We start from the raw sequence: 21,051 nt of genomic DNA, 5'->3' as shown, positions 1-21,051 counted from the left end.
TTAATCAAATAATCCCTTATCCTTGCCAATAAACTTTGGTCGTAATAAGTTAAGTCCTAACTCTTTGTTTAATTGCTGGGTAACATAGTCGCACAACTCGGGCGAATATCGTTCATCGTGCTGATGCATAAAAAACCAAACCGACTGTAAACCCTGCTGGTGCCATTGTTTAATGCGTTGCACCCACTCGTCAACGCGGGTATAGTCGGTTGGGTCAAGGCTGTTGCCCACAAAACGTATAAAGGCATGCGGCGTGGGTAGTTCCATATGTACACAGTCGCGGCGGCCAGAGGCATCGGTTATTACGGCTCCTTTATTCAAATCGCGCAGCATCCCAAAAAACTCATCGCGAATGGCCGGAACAGCAAACCAGTCTTTATGCCTCACCTCAACAAAAACAGGCACATCATGCGGTAAATGTTGCAGGTAACTTTTTAGCTCGGGCATGCTTTTGGGCGTATAGTTATCACTAAGTTGCAAAAATAAGGGGCCAAGTAAATCGCCGAAGGCCATAATACCTTCGTAAAACGCAGTAGTAACTTCTTCGGCATTTTTTAAACGTTTAATATGTGTAATACTTTGCGAAAACTTGGGGCAAAACTTAAAGTGTGGGTTCTGCAAAGCCTTATCCTTCCACTTTTGGATAGTTGTAGCCGGATAAACATTATAAAAAGTAGCATTAAGCTCAATACAGTCAAAATGCTTAACATACTCATCTAAAAAATTGGCTTCCTTGGTTTTATCAGGATATATTTTGCCCACCCATTCTTTACGGCCCCATTTGGCGCAACCTATATGCACTTCCAGTTGTTTTTTGGGTTCGGCGGCATTCAAGGTTTCGGTTGTCAACCGGGGGTTGGGTGGCAAAGTAAAATCAATAGTTGCCAGTTCAGGCGTGGTAACGCGTCCAAATTCCATATTCTTATTTTATAACTTCATTTTTTGATTTCGGATGTTCGATTTCGAATTTTTTAGTTTATTGGAAATTGGATTTAAAAAATCCCAAATCGAACATCCGAAATCCCACATCAAACTAATCTTCTTCCATCCGGCTGTATTTCCGGGTGTCGTTCATGGTGGCATAAACCGTTAACGATACCGCGATGCAAGCCGTAACATACCAATAAAACCAGTTGGCGTGCCCGTGCTGTTTAAACTGTAAGGCCAAATATTCGGCACTGCCTCCAAATACCGAGACTGCAATAGCATACGGAAAACCAACCCCCAAAGCACGCACATTAACCGGAAATAACTCGGCCTTTACAACTGCATTAATTGATGTGTACAAGCTTGTAATGGTGAGCGCAATCATAATCAGCGCAAATGCTGGCAGAATTTCATGGGTTTTCTCCAGGGTGCCCATAATTGGGATTGTGGTTAAAACGCCAAGCACCCCAAAAGCAATAAGTAAAGGCTTGCGGCCTACCCTATCCGACAATAAGCCGAACAACGGTTGTATCAGCATAAAGCCAAACAATGTTAAGGTTGATATAAGCGTAGCCTGGTTTTTATTAAAGCCGGAGGTATTTACCAAAAACTTTTGCATGTACGTACTAAAGGTATAAAACGCCACCGTGCCGCCCATTGTTAAACAAATAACCAGTGCCACTGCTTTGGGATGTTCAAAAAGAGCCTTTAATGTTCCTCGGTTTTGTTTGGTATCGCGCTCCTTGCTAAAGGATTCCGTCTCCATTAAACTGCGGCGTAAATACATTGCCGACACTGCTAAAACCGCACCAATACCAAACGGAATGCGCCAACCCCAACTATGCAATTGCTGTTGTGTTAAAAAATATTGCTGCAATAAAACCAGTACTCCCAGGGCCAGCAGTTGCCCCATAATTAAGGTAACATATTGGAAACTTGAATAAAAGCCGCGATGCTTTTTGGTGGCCATTTCGCTAAGGTAAGTTGCGCTTGTACCATATTCGCCGCCCACGCTCAGGCCCTGTAATATCCGCGCAAGCACAAGTATAATTGGTGCTGCAATGCCTATTTGCTTATACCCCGGTACCAAAGCTATAACCAACGACCCGGCACTCATTAATAAAACAGATAAAGTAAGCGCAGCTTTACGCCCTTTTTTATCGGCATAAACACCCATTATCCAGCCGCCAATGGGACGCATTAAAAAGCCAAGCGCAAAAACGCCAGCCGTATCTAACAATTGCGCGGTTTCGCTGCCTTTCGGGAAAAATGAGCCTGCAAAGTACAGCGAGAACGCCGAATAAACATACCAATCGTACCACTCAACCAGGTTACCTATTGAGCCACCGATGATAGATTTTAGGCGGTGCCCTATGGCTTCGGCTGATGGTGTTGGGGTTAGGCTGTTCATGAATGTTATAAAGGAATACCGGTTATGCTTTAGGTTACTTGTAAAGGTAAAATTTAAAAGCCAAACAAAAAATGCCGGCTAAACCAGCAGTTTGTATTGAATTGTATTTTAAAAACCGATTTGTATTTTCACAATTGTGCCCATTTTAAAATCATCCGGCTTTAGCCATGTTTTCGCTTTCTAAAAGTTGGAGTAATATTTTTTCGGCCAGGTTTAGTTCGTTAGCATCGGCCTGGTCTTTTTCGTCAAGTTTAGCTACGTACTTATCTATCGTGCCATCTTCATAACTTTTAATTACTGCCGGGTGTACGTAGTATTTTTTACAAACTGTGCGTGTATTACCCAGATTTAGGGCTACCTCATCAAGCACGTTTACTATCTTCTTTTTGCATTCGGTAGCGGTTTCAAACCCTCCTGCGGTTTTAAAAGCATATAGCGCGCTTACACTACCGGCCCAGGTTCTAAAATCTTTGGCGGTAAAATCTTCGCCAGTTGCTTCCTTTAAATAGTTGTTCACATCGCCGGAGCCGATAGTGCAATGCTTGCCATCGTGATCGTAATATTGAAACAGCTCCTTACCGGGGATATCGCGGCACTGCTTTACCAGCTTTGCAAGCTTTTTACTATGCAAAGCTATCTTTTGATAAACCCCCTTCTTTCCGCGAAACTCAAAGCTCATATCGTCACCGTTAATTTTAACGTGCCTGTTTTGCAAAGTTGTTAACCCGAACGAGCCATAGAGTTTTTTATACGAATCGTTACCAACCCTTATACTGGTTAGCTCCATTAACTTTACCACCAGAGCCAAAACCTTTTGGTAAGCCATGCCGTGCCGTGCCAGGTCTTTGGCAACCTGTTGCCTTATAGCGGGCAAAAAGCTGGCAAACAGTTGCATACGATGAAATTTTGAATGGTTACGTATAGCGTTCCACTCCGGGTGGTAACGGTATTGCTTGCGGCCCGCTGCATCTACGCCCGTAAACTGCAAATGGCCATTGGCATAAGGCGATATCCAAACATGAGTATAGGCAGGCGGAATTACCAAACTTTTAAACCGTTGCTGCAACTCTTTATCTTTAACCGGCTTGCCGTCGGCATCGTAAAAGGCGAAGCCGCTTTTAGTAACCTTACGCGTATACCCCGCTACCGAATCGCTCACGTAGCGCAAGCCTACAGCCCGTGCGGTTATTTTGGGGTCGCGCCCTATCTTCTCTAACTTTTTTTGCAAACGGTTCATTCAGTCACAACAAGCCGTAGTAAATTAAGTTTGAGGACTATTGCTTAATTTGCGTGGCGTTTTGACAGGGAGTGTTGACAAGCCTTTATCAAACAATTTAGTGCTATTTTAATAGTGCAATGACGGATAGTCTTTAGCCACCAAGTCTTAAGTTCTAAGTCAAAAAAAGAATAATCTAACTTTTGATTCAATACTTAGTACTATTAACTCAACATTAGTTTAATACGGCAAAACCTGATACTTAGTGCTTTTCGAATATTTTTTAACTTTTTATCACCCTTTGTATCTCGTCCAGTTTCATCAGGGCTTCTATGGGGGTTAGGGTATTTACTTCCAAGTTATTGAGCATATCGCGTATTTTTATCAAAACGGGGTCGTCAATGCTGAACATTTGCATTTGTACGGCTTGTTTTTGCACTTTTTTAATGCTCTCTTTAATGCTTTCGCCGCCTGTACGTTCGGCTTCGAGCTTTTTGAGTATCTCGTTGGCGCGGCTCAATACTTTGGGTGGCATACCGGCCAGCTTGGCTACATGGATACCAAAACTATGTTCGCTGCCGCCGGGAACCAGTTTGCGTAAAAATATAATTTTATGCCCAACCTCTTTAACCGTTACGTTGTAGTTTTTAATGCGGTTAAACATATTGGTGAGTTCATTTAACTCGTGGTAGTGGGTGGCAAACAAAGTTTTAGCTTTTGCCGAAGGGTGGTTATGCAAATATTCGGCAATGGCCCAGGCTATTGATATACCATCGTAAGTGGATGTGCCCCGGCCAATTTCGTCAAGCAATATCAGGCTGCGGTCGCTCAGGTTATTTAAAATACTGGCCGTCTCGTTCATCTCAACCATAAAGGTAGATTCGCCCGATGATAAATTATCCGATGCTCCTACCCTGGTAAATATTTTATCAACCAAACCAATTTCGGCACTTTTGGCGGGTACAAAACAACCCATTTGCGCCATGAGCACTATTAAACCGGTTTGCCTTAATATGGCAGATTTACCGGCCATATTGGGCCCGGTAATAATGATGATTTGCTGCGAATCGGAATCCAGGAAAACATCATTGGTGATATATTCTTCGCCTAAAGGCAAATTCTTTTCAATAACCGGGTGGCGGCCGCCCTTAATATCAATTACGCTGCCCATGTTAATTTGCGGCTTAACGTAATAGTTTTTAATGGCTATGGTGGCAAAGTTGAGCAATACATCCATTTGAGCAACCAAATGAGCATTAAGCTGTATGGGTTTAATATATTCGGTAAGCTGGTATAGCAATTCGTTATATAAACGGGTTTCCAGGGCTAATATCTTTTCTTCGGCACCTAATATCTGCTCTTCGTATTCCTTTAGTTCGGGGGTAATATAACGCTCAGCGTTAACCAGGGTTTGCTTGCGTATCCACTCGGTTGGCACCTTATCCTTGTGGGCATTACTCACCTCCAGGTAATAACCAAATACATTGTTAAAGGCCACTTTGAGTGATGGTATGCGCGTAATTTCGGCCTCGCGCTTTTGTATCTCCAGCAAATAGCCTTTGCCACCGAAGGCTATTTTCCGCAGCCTGTCTAACTCCTCGTTAATGCCATCGGCAATTACGCTGCCCTTTACAATCATTACAGGCGGGTCGCTTTGCAGTTCCTTTTCAATTTTATCGCGGATGAGCGCGCAGGGGTTAAGTTGTTCGCCAATGGTTTTTAGTGCCAGGCTTTCGCTCGTGCTGCAAAGGCCCTTCATCAAATCAATGGCTATGAGCGCTTTTTTTAGCTGCACAACCTCGCGCGGGTTAGCCTTTTGTAAACCTATTTTAGATATTAAACGTTCCAAATCGCCAATGTGGCGTATCTGCTGTTTCAATTCTTCGCGCTGCCCCTCCTGCGCTATCAGGTATTCAACCACATTCAGCCTGTCTTCAATGGGCTTGCGCTCTTTTAAAGGCATCACTATCCAGCGGCGCAGCATGCGCGCACCCATAGGCGAACAGGTATGATCGAGCACATCAACCAAGGTAACAGCATTGTCGTTATGCGAGCCAATTAACTCCAGGTTGCGGATGCTAAACCTATCGAGCCATAAATACCGCTCCTCCTCTATCCGGCTAATGGCCGATATGTGCTGTAAATTTTTATGCTCGGTTTCGTTTAAATAATGCAGTGCCACGCCTGCCGCCACAATACCCAAATTGAGTTTTTCGATACCAAAACCTTTTAGCGATTTTACCTCGAAGTGTTTGAGCAGCGTTTCTACGGCATAATCGCCGGTATAGGCCCATTCATCCAGGGCGTAAGTATAAAAGCGGTCGCCAAAGGTTTCTTTAAAAATGGCGTTCCTGCTTTTCGGGAATATAATTTCGCTGGGGCTGAAGCCTTGCAGTAGTTTATCAATATAATCGCTATTGCCCTGGGCGGTTAAAAACTCGCCGGTTGATATATCAAGCAAAGCAATGCCGATGCTGTTTTTTTTCGAAATATAACGATGCCAGGTAATTATTGCTCTTTTGCTGAACGATGTTATCGCCGTAGGCAACGCCGGGTGTAACCAATTCGGTAACGCCGCGCTTTACAATGCTCTTGGTGGTTTTGGGGTCCTCAAGCTGGTCGCATATAGCCACGCGCTGGCCTGCCCTAACCAGTTTAGGCAAATAAGTATCTAACGAGTGGTGCGGAAAGCCTGCAAGTTCTATATGCGTGGCCGCGCCATTGGCCCTTTTGGTAAGCACTATACCCAATATGCCCGATGCCTTAACGGCGTCTTCGCCAAAAGTTTCGTAAAAATCGCCAACGCGAAACAGTAACAGCGCACCGGGGTGCTTTGCCTTTATGGCATTGTACTGTTGCATTAACGGTGTTTCTTTTATTGCGGTATTTGCCAAAACTAATGTTATGTTTAAATGGCTAAGTTAATGCTATAGTAACGGTATAGGCAGTTATGTTGAAAAAAATTGCTTTGTGGATTACATAACGTACAAGCCCTAACCTTGTACACACAAATTTTAGAGAAATAAGTTAAATATAAATTGAACTTTTTAACCTCATAAAGTTATGATAAGCCCCGGATTTATATTTTTGTTTTTATTTGCTGCAAACCAATTTATATAATAAGCTATGCAACACAGTGCAAAATCGATAAGGCCGTTTATAGGCGCGAAAAACTTTGAGCAGTCGAGAAACTTTTACCGCGACCTGGGTTTTGCGGAAAGCGTTATAAGCCATAACATGTCGTTATTTACAACCGGGCAATTAGGGTTTTACTTACAAGATGCTTATGTTAAGGATTGGATAGATAATACCATGATATTTTTAGAGGTTGATGATGTTAGCAGCTATTACAACCAATTGCTGCACCTAAACCTACCCGGCAAATACGAAGGCGTAAAACTTACCCCAATACGCACCGAGTATTGGGGTAGCGAATGCTTTTTGCACGATCCATCGGGCATACTTTGGCACTTTGGCCAATTTTCGCAATTTAAATAAACAGCGATTGTTTTGTTTACCCGTTAACCAGCGGTATTAAACGCTCGCCAATGAGTTGAATAGATTTTAAAAGTTGTTGCTGCGGCAGTGCAGCCTGGTCCATTTGAAAAGTTACGCGCGAAACGCCTCCCAAAGCTTCACTATGCCGTAGTATTTTTTCGGCAACATCTTCGGGGCTGCCAACCAGTAAGGCACCGGTTGGGCCGGTTTGCGCATCGTATTGCTGGCGGGTGATGGGCGGCCAGCCCCGCTCCTTCCCTATTTTTCCAAACACTTCGGCATAGCCGGGGAAAAAATCGTTAACGGCTTGCTGCGTTGTATCGCCAACATAACCAATAGAATGCAGCCCAACTTTTAAACGCTCGGGCGCGTGCCCTGCTTGTTGGCCGGCTTTGCGGTACAAATCAACCAGGGGCCTAAAGCGGTGCGTTTCGCCGCCAATAATGGCAACCATTAGCGGCAAACCCATAACGCCTGCGCGGATAAACGATTGCGGTGTGCCGCCAACGCCAAGCCAAACCGGCAACGATGCCTGAACGGGGCGCGGGTAAACTGCCTGATTATTTAAGGGCGCACGGTACTTGCCTGCCCAGGTTACAACCTCGTTATCCCGTATTTTTAATAGCAGCTCCAGCTTTTCGGCAAAAAGCGGGTCGTAATCTTCCAGTTTGTAGCCAAATAGCGGGTAGGCTTCTATAAACGAGCCACGGCCCGCCACAATTTCGGCACGACCGTTGGAAATGAGATCTAAAGTAGCAAAATTTTGGAACACCCTCACCGGGTCGGCAGCGCTTATAACCGTTACGGCACTTGTTAAGCGTATGCGTTTGGTACGCGCAGCAGCAGCGGCAAGTATCATGGCCGGGGCCGAATCTAAAAACTCCTTGCGGTGGTGTTCACCAATGCCAAAAACGTCCAGCCCGGCCTGGTCGGCATGTTCAATCCGCTCCAGCAATTGAGCCATAACATTTACGTTGCGTGCTCCCTTATCGGCTGTATTATCAAACATGGCGGCAGCAAAACTGTCTATTCCTATTTCCATCTTATTCAATATTTAAAAATTGATGTTTAAACAACTATTGGCAAGTTTAAACATATTAGTGGTTAAAAAGCAAATTTACAGTTCTTTTGAAACCGTGCTGACAAACTTGCATCCTAACACACAGCATCTAAAACTAAAAAAAGGTTTTTTTAGTTTTAGATGCTGATGTATAAAAATAATATATCTTAGATTTTTAATTGATCACCGATTAGTTGAGTACAAAAAACACCGGTTATACAAACCGAATATTATTATAACAATGGCTATTAATTTACAAAAAGGGCAAAAAATAGATATAGGATTATCTAAAATGACTGTGGGTTTGGGTTGGAACCCGAACGAAGGAACAGGCTACGAATTTGATTTGGATGTTTCGGCTATCATGATTGATGCTAACCGCTTTGTACCCGAAGACGAGTTTTTTGTTTTTTACAATAATGTTGATTCGCCAGACATGGCGGTACATCATACCGGCGACGATCCTTCGGGTGGTAACAGCGATGGTGGCGATGATGAATCAATCAATGTTGATCTCACTAAAGTTGACGCTAAAATACAGGAGATTTTATTTGTAGTTACCATTCATGAGGCTGCCGCGCGGAGGCAAAATTTTGGGCAGGTGCGCGATTCGTACATCCGGATTATTGACGAGCAAACCGGAAGCGAAGTTTGCAAATATGAACTGGGCGAAGATTTTTCGATTGAAACCGCAATTGAGTTTGGCCGCCTGTACAGGCGCAGCGGACAATGGAAATTTGAGGCTTCGGGAGTGGGATATAAAGAAGATTTGGCTTTCTTTTTAAGTAAATACTTTAAAGGGCAAATCATAAAATAATAAAAACATGGCTATAAATTTGGTAAAAGGTCAAACTATTGATCTGCGCAAAAACGATAAAGGCGAAAGCTACGATCTGTCGTCGGTTACTATTGGCTTGGGTTGGGATGTTAAAAAAAGCCACAGCGGCGGCTTTTTAGGTAAACTATTTGGCGGTGCCGAAGAGGCTGAATACGATTTGGATGCCATTGCCTTTTTGTTAGATAAAAACGGCAAAGTGGCCAACATGGGCCGTAGTGTAAAGGCCAATGATGGCCGCCAGATAACCCTTTTTGAAGGCGACGTAATTTATTTTAACTCGATGAGGCATCCATCGGGTAATATTTGGCTAACGGGCGATAACCGCACCGGGGCAGGCGAAGGTGATGATGAACAGATTATTGTTAAGCTGGATTCGCTGGATGCTAAATATGAGAAGATACTTTTTATTGTGACCATTTACCAGGGCCGCAAAAACAACCAGCACTTTGGCATGGTTGAAAACGCCTTTATCCGCGCGGTTGATAATCGTGGAAACGAGATCACAAAATTCAGCCTGTCGGGTAATTCAACCTACAATGGTATGTGCTCCATGACGTTTGCCGAAGTTTACCGCCACGATGGTTCGTGGAAATTTAGAGCCATTGGCGAACCAAGCATTACCGATAGTTTTATTGATTTACTGGCAAATTACAAGGCATCATAAAAAAAACACAGGTTACGGTTACTGGTGCAAGCGCCATTACCGTAACCTGCAACCCTATGCAATACTACCAGCATTACTCGTTTGATTTATGGCTAACGCTTATCAAATCAAATAGCGGGTTCAAAACCGAACGCACTAAAATTTTTCACCGGGATTTTAACCCGGCCAATAAAAGCATTGCCGATGTTGCCCTGGCTTTTAGGCAGGTTGACCTGATGTGCAACACCATTAACGAACGCACAGGCAAAAACATTGATGCCGACGAAATGTATTTGATGGTTATCAGCATGATTAATGATAATCAATTTAACCTGCATGATATTGATACCGGCAAATTGTTTGATGATATGGAAAGGCTGCTGTTTAATTATATGCCAATCGTATATTCGGCTGAAACAAATGAGGTGCTATTGCATCTAAAACAAAACAGCGGGGCTACAATGAGCTTATTAAGCAATACCGGTTTTATAAAAGGGGTAACACTACGCAAAATATTGGCTGAACTGGGTATGAACGAATACTTTAACTTTCAATTATATTCGGACGAGGTTGGTTTATCAAAGCCCAATGCCGCTTTGTTTAACCTTATGCTTAAAAACATAACTTTACTTTATAACCATGTTGACATTGATTTAAAAAATATTATTCATATTGGCGATAACCCCAAGGCAGATATTGAAGGGGCAAATGCAGTGGGTATAAAGAGCCTGCTTATTAATTCGAACAATAAAAGTATTACCAGCTTAATTAATCCATGTTAGTCAGCTATTCGCTTCATCATATTAATAATTCGTCGGGCTTTGGCTTTAGTGCCGACGATTACAGCCGTTTTAAATTTGGAGACGAAGCCGTGGCAAAAACATTTGGCACCCAACTGGCCGATGGCTTTATTAAGGAGTGCCTGGCAAAACAGCCTATAGAAAAACAAATAGTAGTTATATCAAGCCCCTACTCGTTTATCCCTACGGCCACATTTGCCATGAAAACCTGGTTTGTGTGCCGCTTAAACCGCTGGCTGGCCACTAACGGCTACCATGTGGTGCAAGAAACCAAGGTACACCGCACCATAACCTACAAAGAAGACTATGGCGAACTAAGCGCCGAAGACCGAATGAAACTCATCGGTAACGACTCGTTTCACATTGACAGGGATTTTTTGGAAGGCAAAACACTAATTTTTTTAGACGACATAAAAATTACCGGCAGCCACGAGCGCATGATTATGAAAATGGTTGAAAACTATCAACTGAACAACGATGTTTACATGCTGTACTTTGCCGAACTGGTGAATAAAAACATTCACCCTAATATAGAAAACCATTTAAACTATCACCAGGTAAAATCAATTTTTGATTTGGAAGGTATCATAAAAAGCGGCAGCTTTACTATTAACACCCGTATAGTTAAATACATATTGAATTACGACCATGATAGTTTCCGCATTTTTATAGGTAACCAAACCAGTTTTTTTATTGATTTGCTTTACGATATGGCACTCGGTAATGGCTATCATCATATTGATGCTTACTCAAAAAATCTTAACTTTATTACATTAAACCTATTAAATAACCATAAAATAATACAACATGGCAATTAACTTGCAAAAAGGCCAGCGCGAAGCTATAACTACTCCAAAGTTTACTATAGGCCTGGGCTGGGACACTAACAGTTCGTCTACAGGCAGTGCATTTGATTTGGATGCTTCGGTTTTTATATTAGATGCAAACAAAAAAATAGTTGAAGACGATTTTTTTGTGTTTTACAACAACCTTCAATCTCCCGACGGGGCAGTACAGCACACGGGCGATAATTTAACAGGTGCGGGCGATGGCGACGACGAACAGGTAATTGTTGATTTGAGTAAAATTGACCCACGTGTATCCGAAATTTGCATTGTAGTTACCATACATGAGGCCGATAGCCGCAGGCAAAACTTTGGGCAGGTGCGCAATTCGTTCATCCGCATTTTTGATTCGGCCACTAATGCCGAAATATTAAAATACGAATTGGAAGAGGATTTTTCCATTGAAACCGCGGTTGAGTTTGGCAGGATATACAAACGTGATAACACCTGGAAATTTGAAGCTGTTGGCGCCGGAATGAAGGGCGGTTTACAGGATTATTTAAATAAATACAACTAAAAATTATGGCAATTAATCTTCAAAAAGGGCAGCGCATTAATCTGCAAAAAGATAATGGCAACAAGCTGCAATCGGTTTGTGTGGGTATTAACTGGGGTGCTATTGTAAAAAAAGGTTTTTTTGGTACTACTAAAGAAGCGGTTGACCTGGATGCCAGTTGCGCTTTGTTTGCCGAAGACAAGCAGCTTTTGGATGTAATATACTTTGGCAATCTGACCTCGAAGGATGGATCGGTAAGGCACAGCGGCGACGACTTAACCGGCGACGTAGATGGCGACGACGGCCTTGATAACGAAATAATTACCCTTAACTTTACCACCCTGCACCCGGCCGTAACCTATGTTGCGTTTATGCTTAACAGCTTTCGCGGACATGATTTTGGGCACATTCCTTTTGCCTCCATCCGCATTTACGAGGGTACGCCTACGCGGGTTAATGAGGTTTTTGCCACTTACGATATTGCCCACAGCCCCGATTTTGCAGGCTATGTATCAATGGTAATGGGTGTGTTTTATAAACGGAACGACGAATGGAAATTTAATGCCATTGGCGAGCCCACAAAAGATAAAAAACTACAGGAAACTGTTAACACCGTTGGCCAAAATTATTTATAAGGCACGATAAAAAGCATTATCGTTATTAGTATATTTTAATTGCAAATTATGGAAACCATACCAAACGGCGATGAGCTGAATATAACACCGGTAAACTTAGCGGCCACGCCGGTAAAGCTGGATAAAGAGGGAAATGTGGATTTAACCAACATTAAACCCGAAGAGGTACAAAAATATGCCGAGCTAAGTAAAGACCTTAACCCTAAGGATGTTAACTCGATACTTAATTATGGTACCGAGGTGCAAAACTCGATGGAAAGGTACAGTAATACCTTTTTAACATCGGTACGTACCTATAACTCGGGCGAAGTTGGCGTATTGATTACCGACCTGCTTACCGAACTGAACTATATTGACGTTGACGAGTTAAACCAGGGTGCTTTTTCGTCGTTTATATCGCACATACCGTTTGTTAAAAAACTGGTTTTTGATGCTAAAAAGCTATTTCAAAAGTACGATACGGTTGTTAACAACATTGATAAAATAACCAATAAAATTAAGGCGGGCCGGGTAAATTCTATCAAGGATAACAGCTCGCTGCAAACCATGTTTGATAGCAATGTGGGCTACATCCATCAAATGGAAGAGCTTATTATCTCGGGCCAGCTCAAGTTTAATGAACTGAGCGAGCAACTGGCGCAAATGGATGCCAACCCATCGGCTTATAACGATTACGAGATTGCCGACATGCGCGATTTTGTAAACCGCCTTGATAAGCGCCTTGCCGATTTAAAGGTGGTGCGTTTTATTATGATGCAGTCGCTGGCGCAAATACGGGTGGTGCAAAACAACAATACGTCTATCGCCGAAAAGGCCCAGTCTATTGTTTCGACCACCATACCGGTTTGGAAAAACCAACTCACCATTGCAGTTGCACTCCACAGGCAAAAAGAGAATGTGGAAATGCAAAAGAAAATATCCGACACCACAAACACTATTCTGCAAAAAAATGCCGAGCTGCTTAAACAAAACAGCATTGATGTTGCCCGCGAGAATGAAAAAACGGTGGTATCGTTAGAAACTTTGAAGAAAACAACCGCATCGCTGATAGAAACCTTAACAGAAGTAAAAAGGATACACGACGAGGGTACGCAAAACCGCAAGGTGCTGAATACCGAACTGCAAAACCTTGAAGTAGAACTGAAGAAAAACGTTACGAGCCTTACATAGCCAATAGCCACCACGTATTTTAATTTATAAAAAGTCGCCACGGGTTAAGCCGAGTGGCGGCTTTTTTTATACCATGGGTCAATCTATAATTTCGTAATTTTGTAACTACAATTTTAATAATTTTACCTCCGGTTAATGGATGAAAACAGGCTAAATATTTTAAATGAATCTAACGGCATGATAAGCAAACTGCAACTGCTGTCTGTTTTTTTTGCCGAAGATGTTATTTATAAAATTTACCTGCGCAGCCAGGTTATCCATAAAATGTTTGAAACCAACCCCGAACTGGATATTAACAAGCTGCAATTATTTCACCTGCAATTTACCGCCAGCTTGGTTGATTTGCTAAGGAAAATTAAAAAAAGCAACGAAAACAACATCAGCCTTTTGTTTGACGAGATACAGCTCAACAAAGAAATGATTGATAAACTGAGCGATACCATTTATACCGAAGCCAACTATAACCAGGATAAGCAAAGGCAATCGCTCAAAATAAACCTGTCGTTGCGCAAACTGTTCCAGGTATTATCGACTGATTCAACCGAAAATCCGTTCTCAAAAAACATTAATGCTTTTAGTTCGCGCTTTGCACCCGATTTTTTTTATACCATTACGCCCGAACTCTTTGCCGAACTTACCGACTACGATTTAAACAACGTTTACACAAATAGTTACGCCACCATTCAAAAAAGATTAATGGGCGTATTGTGCAAATACGATTTTAAAACTGAGTTTTATTGCGGCCTAAAAGCAGGGAGCCAAATTATAGAAGTTTATAAGTTTTTGAATGCCGACAGGTATTTTATATACTCGCCTTCTAATAATTTATTCTTATTTTGCGATATTACGAAGATAAGCACCAATAGCTGGTTAAATAATTTGTCGAAAAAGGAAGCATTGATCCGCGAATTAAAAGATAAGAATGACAAATTACAAAGCAGCGCCGGAGCGATGAAAGCCAACATGCCAACCGAAATAAAGGCGTTGCTGGCCGAAAATTATAAAAAGATTCAAGACATTCATTTTTTAGACAACGTGGGCAATTTTGACATACAGGCCAATATTTTAAAAACAATGTTAAATACTGATATTATATAAATATGGATTTTTTACACACGCTTTTAGGGCCCGATATTAAAGCCGGGCTGCTTATAATTTTAAACCTGATTGTGATTGAGAGCCTGCTCTCGGTAGATAACGCTGCCGTACTGGCCACTATGGTAATTGATTTGCCAAAAGAGCAAAGAGCCAAAGCTTTACGCTACGGTATTATAGGCGCCTATGTTTTGCGTGGCGTTTGTTTGTTTTTAGCATCGTGGCTGGTTAAAATATGGTGGCTAAAACCTATTGGCGGCTTATACCTAATGTACCTTGCGTTTAACTATTTTAAAGGGAAAATTGCCGAAGCAGGCGGCGGCGAAGATGAATCTGTAGATAAGAGCCAAAATTGGCTATATAAATCAACTGTGGGTGTGTTCGGCATTTTTTGGGCCACAGTTGCCATTGTTGAATTAATGGACCTGGCTTTCTCGATAGATAACGTTTTTGCTGCCGTAGCCTTTACCGACCATGTTTTTTTAATTTATACCGGCGTTTTTATTGGTATACTGGCCATGCGTTTTGTAGCGCAGGCTTTTGTTAAGCTGATGGAAAAGTTTACATTTTTAGAAACGGTTGCCTTTGTGGTTATTGGTGTGTTAGGTATTAAACTAACAGCTTCGATATATATCCACTTTTATCCGGATGCGGCTTTTTCTAAAATGATGGAAGGCGAAAAGGCCGACATTTTTGTTTCGGTATTTACGGTGGCTATTTTTGTTATCCCGGTAATTACATCGTTACTGTTTAATTATCCTAAAAAAAACATTATTGAACCCGAAGTTGCCGAAGCTGCCGAGGATGTTTTGGATAAATCCTGATTCTGTTTTTTTACCCTATCATGCCGGTAAACAGTCCGGTAACCGTTAATGAATAAAATAATAGCATCAATTGCAGGTGTAGGCTTTTTAAAAGGCGGCGGTACTTATGCCGCCATGTTAACCTGCATTTTTATATGGTTTTGGTGGCAAAACCCGGCCCTGCAAAACGGCTGGTACTTTTTGCTTATCACCATGGTGATTACACTTATTGGCATTTACGTAAGCAATAAAGTTGAACCCGACTGGGGCGAAGATAGTTCGCGCGTAGTAATTGATGAGGTTGCCGGTATGCTGATTACGATGTTGTTTATCCCGGCAAATTTGTATTTTTTAATTGCGGGGTTAGTTTTATTTCGCTTTTTCGATATTGTGAAACCCTTGTTTATCCGTAAGATGGAAGATATCCCCGGCGGCATGGGTGTTATGATGGACGATGTACTTGCCGGTGTGTACTCAAACCTATTGTTGTGGGTGGCCTATTACGTGTTAATCGTATTTTTAAAAGTTAAAATATAAGCCACAGGCTGTTGCAAAAAACCAAGATTATAAAAACAAATTTTGCGCTTATTGATAAATTTGCATCTTTACACTACAAACAATTATCAACAAAACACCTCAATAGTCAATACTTTATATAATGAAAAAAGTTATTCTGGTAACAGGCGCATCATCGGGCATAGGCTTGGCCTGTGCAAATGCATTGCAGGCAAAAGGCCACGCAGTTTATGGTTCGGCGCGGGATTTAAAACGGTTAAGTTCGGTGTCATTTAAACCTATTGAGCTTGATGTTACCAGCGATGCATCGGTAAAGGCGGCTATTGATAGCATTATTAAAGCCGAAGGCAAGCTGGATGTGTTGGTAAATAATGCCGGTAACGGTGTAGCCGGCCCTGCTTATGCCATGCCTGTAGAAAGCGCCAAGAGCCAGTTTGAAGTAAATTTTTTTGGTGTGATACGCATGTGCGGCGCGGTATTGCCCGGCATGATTGCCAATAAAAAGGGCTTAATTGTAAACATCAGCTCGTTGGCGGGTTTGTTTGGTTTGCCTTACCAAAGCATGTACAGCGCATCAAAATATGCTATTGAGGGTTACTCGCAAAGTTTGCGTATGGAACTGCGCAATACAGGTGTTAAGGTAACCATTATTAACCCCGGAGATTTTAAATCGGACTTTAGCCAAAACCGCAGCAAAATACCTTTTAGCATCCAGAATGAAGCCCTTGAAACGGAATACAATGCCGCCGTTGCTGCAATGGAAAAAGACGAAAGCATTGCGCCAAGTCCCGAATCGTTAGCTAAAACGTTATGTAAAATTGTAGATTCATCGAGCCCGTCGCACCGTTATTTGGTTGGGCAGGTTGGCCAAACCATTGTGCCAACTTTAAAGGCCATATTACCCGGCGGTTTGTTTGAAAAGTTAATGAACGACCATTACGGCATCAAGTAAAAAATAATCAGATAAAAATAATTGAGCCTGGTATGAAAATACCGGGCTTTTTTAGTTTGATAGGCTAACATTAAGTTACCGGGCAAAAGTAGTTGTTAAGCATTGTGCCTAAAGGCGCAGTTTTGTGAGATTCCTTGGTACCTAACCATGACGTTTTTAATTCCTCTCTTGGAGAGGGGGCGCGTTGGCGAGTGCAGTGGCAGGGGTGTGTTGTACGACAGGCATTTCGAAAATAACACACCCCTCCGCCCCTCTCAAGAGGGGAATCGCACAAGTCAACGCTCTTATTCGTCAGTTCACTTTCATAGGCCATAGGATTCTATCACTCGCAATGAACGATAGTTTAGGTGTTTTTAACAGCCTGTTAAAGGTTATTGCCACAAATATGTTGCTACCGAACCTGCTTTTAAACTGGTAGTAACGGCTTTACCTTTAAAAAAAATGTCGAAAATTTGGGTTGTTGTGCCTGTGTTGGTAACAATTAAAACCTTTTTACTATCGGGCAGTTTAAAGGCCACGCTGGCCAAGGCATCCAAATTGTTTGATGCCACCCTAACCGCTCCTGGCCTTACAAATTTAGAAAAGTGTGCCATTGCATAATAAGCTATGCTGCGCTTTACGGCATCGTTATTTATGGTAACCGCGCCCTGGCACATGGGGCAACCTCCCCTATCGGTATGCGGCTGATTTTGGGCATCGGCGGCTAGGTTCCATTCCAGCACATTGCGGCACCAGTTACGGGTGGCCCCGATAAAAACATCAGACACCGGTTTTGATACCTTAAATTGTGACGAATCGCGATCATCAATAACCATCTGCTCGGTAAAATACAGGTTTTTATCCGGATGGGCTTTGTGTACCCGGCTTAATGCATCTATATCGCCCTGGTATAAATGAAAGGCCGAACCATCAATATATTTTTTAGCTTCGGGATCGTTTAAAACCGTAATGGGATAATCGGGCCTGTCGGCATTATGGTCGTATATCACAATTTTGGTTTTAATTCCGGCTGCTTTAAAGGCTGGGCCCAGGCTGGTTTTTATAAATGCGGCCACATCTGCCGCTTCCATGTACATACTGGGGTTATTAGCCGGATTGAGGGGTTCGTTTTGCACGGTTATGGCATCAATGGTAATACCGTTACGCTGCATTTCGGTTAGGTATTTAACCAGGTAATTGGCATAAGCCTCATAGTATTCGGGTTTTAAACTGCCGCCCCGGGTATGGCCATTGGTTTTCATCCACACCGGGGCCGACCATGGCGAACCCAGGATCTTTATTTTAGGATTAATGGTCAATATCTGTTTCAGCAAAGGGATAACATCCTTTTTATCGGGACCGAGATCAAACTTTTCCAGCTTTGTATCGGTTTGCCCGGCAGGCAGGTCGTCGTACGAAAAAACGTGATCGTTCAAATCCGATGCGCCAATGCTTAAACGTAAATAGCTTACGCCGATATTATTATCATTGGTAGCAAAAAGCTCTTTGAGCAAGGCTTCGCGCGCAGGTTGGGCCATGCGGATGATGTGCATGGCGCTGCCCCCGGTTAGGGCAAAACCAAAACCATCAATAGTTTGGTAGGTTACGGTTTCGTCGAGAGTGATAATCTGGTTTTGTTCATCGGTCGCTTTAAATACAAGGGTTTGTTTTTGCCGGGCAAACAGGGCCGATTTATCGGCGTTGGTTAACCACACGCTTACCTGCGCAAATGTTTGCCCGCTAAAGGCGGTTGCTAATAAAAAAACTAAAAACAGCTTACACTTCATGTTTATTGAACAATTAAGAAACCAATTCGTCAAACAAAGTTTGCTTGATGCCCATCTCTAAACCGCGAAGTTCGGCAAGGCCTTTGAGCCTGCCAATAACCGAGTAGCCGGGATAGGTATTATAGTTAAAATCGTCGAGTATTTTATGGCCATGATCAGGGCGCATGGGTATGCTTATATCGTTTCGGTTACTGTTTGTTCGTTTTTTTTGCTCCAAAATAATATTTTTCATTACGGCATACATGTTTGTGCTGCCGCCCAGGTGGTCGGCTTCGTAAAAGCTGCCGTCGGCCTCGCGTTGTACGTTGCGTAAATGGATAAAGTGGATATGGCTTCCCAGCCTGCTTACTATACCGGGCAGGTCGTTATCTGCACGGGCACCCAACGAACCGGTGCAAAACGTTATGCCGTTTGCCGGAGACGGGCAATAGTTAACCAGGTCGCGCAGGTCTTGCTCGGTTGATACAACCCTGGGTAAACCCAGTATAGGGAAAGGCGGATCGTCTGGGTGGATGCACATTTTTATTCCGGCGCTTTCCGCTTCCGGTATTATGGCGCGTAAAAAATAGGCCAGGTTTTCTTTAAGCTTGGCGGCATCTGTTTGTGCGTAGCGTTGCAGGTGCTCTTTAAATTCGGCAATGGTAAATACCTCATCGGTGCCGGGCAGGCCGGCCATAATGGTGTTGGTTAAATATTCTTTTTGTTGGGCATCAATGCTATCCAAAAATTGCTTTGCGGCTTGTTGCTGTTTAGGGGTAAAATCGGTATAAGCACCTTCGCGCTCTAAAATATACAAATCAAATGCCGCCACAGCCGGGGCATGGTAACGCAAGGCCGAAGCATTGTTGGGCAGGCGGTAATCTAAATTAGTACGCGTCCAATCAAGCACGGGCATAAAGTTGTAGCACACCGTTTTTAGGCCAGCCGCCGCCAGATTGCGTAAAGTTGCAATGTATTTGGCAATATAGTGGTCGCGGTGTTCTCCGGCGGTTTTGATACTCTCGTGTATGTTTACACTCTCCACAACCGACCAACGCAAACCTGCTTTAGCAATAATATCTTTACGTTGGTTAATCTCGGCCAGGCTCCATTCGTCCCCGCAAGGGATATGGTGTAGTGCAGTTACTATGCCTGTAGCACCGGTTTGGCTAATTGCAGCCAGGGTTACCGGGTCGGCAGGGCCAAACCAACGGAATGTTTGTTCTAAATTTGGTAGCATATTTAGGGTGAATGGTTTAAATAAGGTTATCGTTTTATAATATTTTTCTGTCGGTTATTAACAATCAATTTTTTAAAAATTTGATTGAAATTGAGTATTTTCGCACATATTTGCAACCGATTACAAAGAAAAAACAAATAATTAATAAAGCGCTATCCGGCGGCAAATTGTTGCATATTTTTTTGGTTGGTTATAAGTTAAACGTGTTAGCACCGTTTTAATTTTTATTGACGAAAAATTATCCACCATAAAAAAACCTCTTAAATTAATTTCTACCACTAAATAACCCCAATGAAAAAAACTGCAATTGTAACTGGCGGAGCTTCTGGCTTAGGTTTAGCCGTTACCAAAAAATTTGTACAAAGCGGTATACAAACCATAATTATTGGCCGTAACGAAGAAAATTTAGCTCGTGTTGCAACCGAACTTGGCGAGCTTTGCCAATATAAAGTGGCCGACCTGGGTAAACTGGATACTATACCTGCTTTAATTAGCGAGATTACTACCGAGTATAACCATATTGATATATTGGTTAATAACGCCGGCATTAACCTTAAAAAGCATTTTACTGAAGTGAGCGACGAGGAATTTGGCCGGGTGGTGCAAACCAACATGAATGCCGTTTTTAGCGTTAGCCGCGAAGTAACAAAGGTGATGCTACAGGCCGGCACTGGTTGCATAATTAACATTAGCTCGATGGCGGCGCAATATGGTATACCTTACGTTATTGCCTATACGGCATCTAAAACCGGAATTGAGGGCATGACGAGGGCTATGGCTGTTGAACTATCGGCCCGTGGCATACGGGTAAATTGTGTGGCACCGGGGTTTATAAAAACCAACATGTCGGCAAAGGCTTTAGACAGCGACCCGGAGCGGAAACAAAAAGTGATGTCGCGTACGCCGATGGGCAAACTGGGCGAACCGGAAGATGTTGCAGAAGCAGTATATTTTCTGTCGTCGGAAGCGGCAAAGTATGTTACCGGGGTTGTGTTACCTGTTGATGGTGGTAACTCTATTGGGTTTTAAGTGATTAAATATGCATGTACCGGGAACATGGTGGTATAACGCTATAAACAGCACTTATTGAAATTCACAACAAATTTACAAGGTTTTATTTACTCAAACAGGTCTTTAATGTAACGTATATTTTATTGCGCT

At 42.6% G+C, this 21,051-nt stretch carries 19 protein-coding genes and 1 pseudogene; 13 read left to right on the top strand and 7 right to left on the bottom strand.

The window, feature by feature from the left end; translation table 11 throughout:
* The 4 genes and pseudogenes from BDD43_RS19545 to mutS all read right to left on the bottom strand — a co-directional run bounded on the left by BDD43_RS19545 (position 1) and on the right by mutS (position 6,448).
* Positions 1-918, bottom strand: a complete 918-nt coding sequence (locus BDD43_RS19545) for a DUF72 domain-containing protein (RefSeq protein WP_121199256.1) — start codon at positions 916-918, stop codon at positions 1-3.
* A 115-nt stretch (positions 919-1,033) separates the two neighbouring features.
* Complete coding sequence (locus BDD43_RS19540; protein WP_121199255.1) at positions 1,034-2,338, bottom strand: MFS transporter; 1,305 nt, start codon at positions 2,336-2,338, stop codon at positions 1,034-1,036.
* Between the two features lie 151 nt (positions 2,339-2,489).
* Positions 2,490-3,575: a DNA topoisomerase IB gene (locus BDD43_RS19535; RefSeq protein ID WP_121199254.1), complete on the bottom strand. Its 1,086-nt coding sequence runs from the start codon at positions 3,573-3,575 to the stop codon at positions 2,490-2,492.
* A gap of 262 nt (positions 3,576-3,837) precedes the next feature.
* Positions 3,838-6,448: pseudogene (gene mutS / locus BDD43_RS19530) on the bottom strand (DNA mismatch repair protein MutS).
* Positions 6,449-6,680: 232 nt separating this feature from the next.
* Here mutS and BDD43_RS19525 point away from each other — a divergent pair.
* The gene (locus BDD43_RS19525) at positions 6,681-7,052 is read left to right on the top strand and encodes a VOC family protein (protein WP_121199253.1); all 372 of its coding nucleotides are present in this window, start codon (positions 6,681-6,683) and stop codon (positions 7,050-7,052) included.
* Between the two features lie 16 nt (positions 7,053-7,068).
* On the opposite strand, the gene BDD43_RS19520 is transcribed toward BDD43_RS19525, so the two are convergent.
* Positions 7,069-8,094 (bottom strand): LLM class flavin-dependent oxidoreductase, encoded by a 1,026-nt coding sequence (locus tag BDD43_RS19520; RefSeq protein WP_121199252.1) that lies wholly within the window; start codon positions 8,092-8,094, stop codon positions 7,069-7,071.
* A gap of 259 nt (positions 8,095-8,353) precedes the next feature.
* On the opposite strand from BDD43_RS19520, the gene BDD43_RS19515 reads away from it, so the two are divergent.
* The 11 genes from BDD43_RS19515 to BDD43_RS19465 all read left to right on the top strand — a co-directional run bounded on the left by BDD43_RS19515 (position 8,354) and on the right by BDD43_RS19465 (position 16,905).
* Entirely contained in the window at positions 8,354-8,929 is a 576-nt protein-coding gene (locus BDD43_RS19515; RefSeq protein ID WP_121199251.1) for a TerD family protein, read from the top strand.
* A 7-nt stretch (positions 8,930-8,936) separates the two neighbouring features.
* Positions 8,937-9,614, top strand: a complete 678-nt coding sequence (locus BDD43_RS19510) for a TerD family protein (RefSeq protein WP_121199250.1) — start codon at positions 8,937-8,939, stop codon at positions 9,612-9,614.
* Positions 9,615-9,670: 56 nt separating this feature from the next.
* On the top strand, positions 9,671-10,375 hold the full coding sequence (locus BDD43_RS19505) for an HAD family hydrolase (RefSeq protein WP_121199249.1): 705 nt from the start codon (positions 9,671-9,673) through the stop codon (positions 10,373-10,375).
* Complete coding sequence (locus BDD43_RS19500; protein ID WP_121199248.1) at positions 10,369-11,211, top strand: phosphoribosyltransferase family protein; 843 nt, start codon at positions 10,369-10,371, stop codon at positions 11,209-11,211. The genes BDD43_RS19505 and BDD43_RS19500 overlap by 7 nt, the downstream gene beginning before the upstream one ends.
* Positions 11,201-11,755 carry a TerD family protein gene (locus BDD43_RS19495; RefSeq protein ID WP_121199247.1) on the top strand — a complete coding sequence of 185 codons (555 nt, stop codon included), beginning with the start codon at positions 11,201-11,203 and terminating at the stop codon, positions 11,753-11,755. Before BDD43_RS19500 ends, BDD43_RS19495 begins: the two co-directional genes overlap by 11 nt.
* 5 nt (positions 11,756-11,760) lie before the next feature.
* Positions 11,761-12,369, top strand: a complete 609-nt coding sequence (locus tag BDD43_RS19490; protein WP_121199246.1) for a TerD family protein — start codon at positions 11,761-11,763, stop codon at positions 12,367-12,369.
* Positions 12,370-12,417: 48 nt separating this feature from the next.
* Positions 12,418-13,539, top strand: a complete 1,122-nt coding sequence (locus BDD43_RS19485) for a toxic anion resistance protein (RefSeq protein WP_121199245.1) — start codon at positions 12,418-12,420, stop codon at positions 13,537-13,539.
* A 135-nt stretch (positions 13,540-13,674) separates the two neighbouring features.
* The gene (locus BDD43_RS19480) at positions 13,675-14,637 is read left to right on the top strand and encodes a hypothetical protein (protein ID WP_121199244.1); all 963 of its coding nucleotides are present in this window, start codon (positions 13,675-13,677) and stop codon (positions 14,635-14,637) included.
* Between the two features lie 2 nt (positions 14,638-14,639).
* Positions 14,640-15,458, top strand: coding sequence for a TerC family protein (locus BDD43_RS19475; RefSeq protein ID WP_121199243.1), 819 nt, complete (start codon positions 14,640-14,642; stop codon positions 15,456-15,458).
* A 48-nt stretch (positions 15,459-15,506) separates the two neighbouring features.
* Entirely contained in the window at positions 15,507-15,974 is a 468-nt protein-coding gene (locus BDD43_RS19470) for a phosphatidylglycerophosphatase A family protein (protein WP_121199242.1), read from the top strand.
* A gap of 121 nt (positions 15,975-16,095) precedes the next feature.
* Complete coding sequence (locus BDD43_RS19465) at positions 16,096-16,905, top strand: SDR family oxidoreductase (protein ID WP_121199241.1); 810 nt, start codon at positions 16,096-16,098, stop codon at positions 16,903-16,905.
* Between the two features lie 371 nt (positions 16,906-17,276).
* On the opposite strand, the gene BDD43_RS19460 is transcribed toward BDD43_RS19465, so the two are convergent.
* Entirely contained in the window at positions 17,277-18,671 is a 1,395-nt protein-coding gene (locus BDD43_RS19460) for a glycoside hydrolase family 30 protein (RefSeq protein ID WP_121199240.1), read from the bottom strand.
* 13 nt (positions 18,672-18,684) lie between these two features.
* On the bottom strand, positions 18,685-19,890 hold the full coding sequence (uxuA, locus tag BDD43_RS19455; RefSeq protein WP_121199239.1) for a mannonate dehydratase: 1,206 nt from the start codon (positions 19,888-19,890) through the stop codon (positions 18,685-18,687).
* 291 nt (positions 19,891-20,181) lie between these two features.
* Between uxuA and BDD43_RS19450 the strand changes: the two genes are divergently transcribed.
* Positions 20,182-20,919, top strand: a complete 738-nt coding sequence (locus tag BDD43_RS19450) for an SDR family NAD(P)-dependent oxidoreductase (RefSeq protein ID WP_121199238.1) — start codon at positions 20,182-20,184, stop codon at positions 20,917-20,919.
* Positions 20,920-21,051: the final 132 nt, after the last annotated feature.

Origin of the sequence: Mucilaginibacter gracilis, from assembly GCF_003633615.1 — a bacterium.
In the GTDB taxonomy this organism is placed as follows: Bacteria; Bacteroidota; Bacteroidia; order Sphingobacteriales; family Sphingobacteriaceae; genus Mucilaginibacter; species Mucilaginibacter gracilis.
Note: the sequence above shows the minus strand (reverse complement) of the source record. Positions and strands in the feature narration are given on the sequence as shown.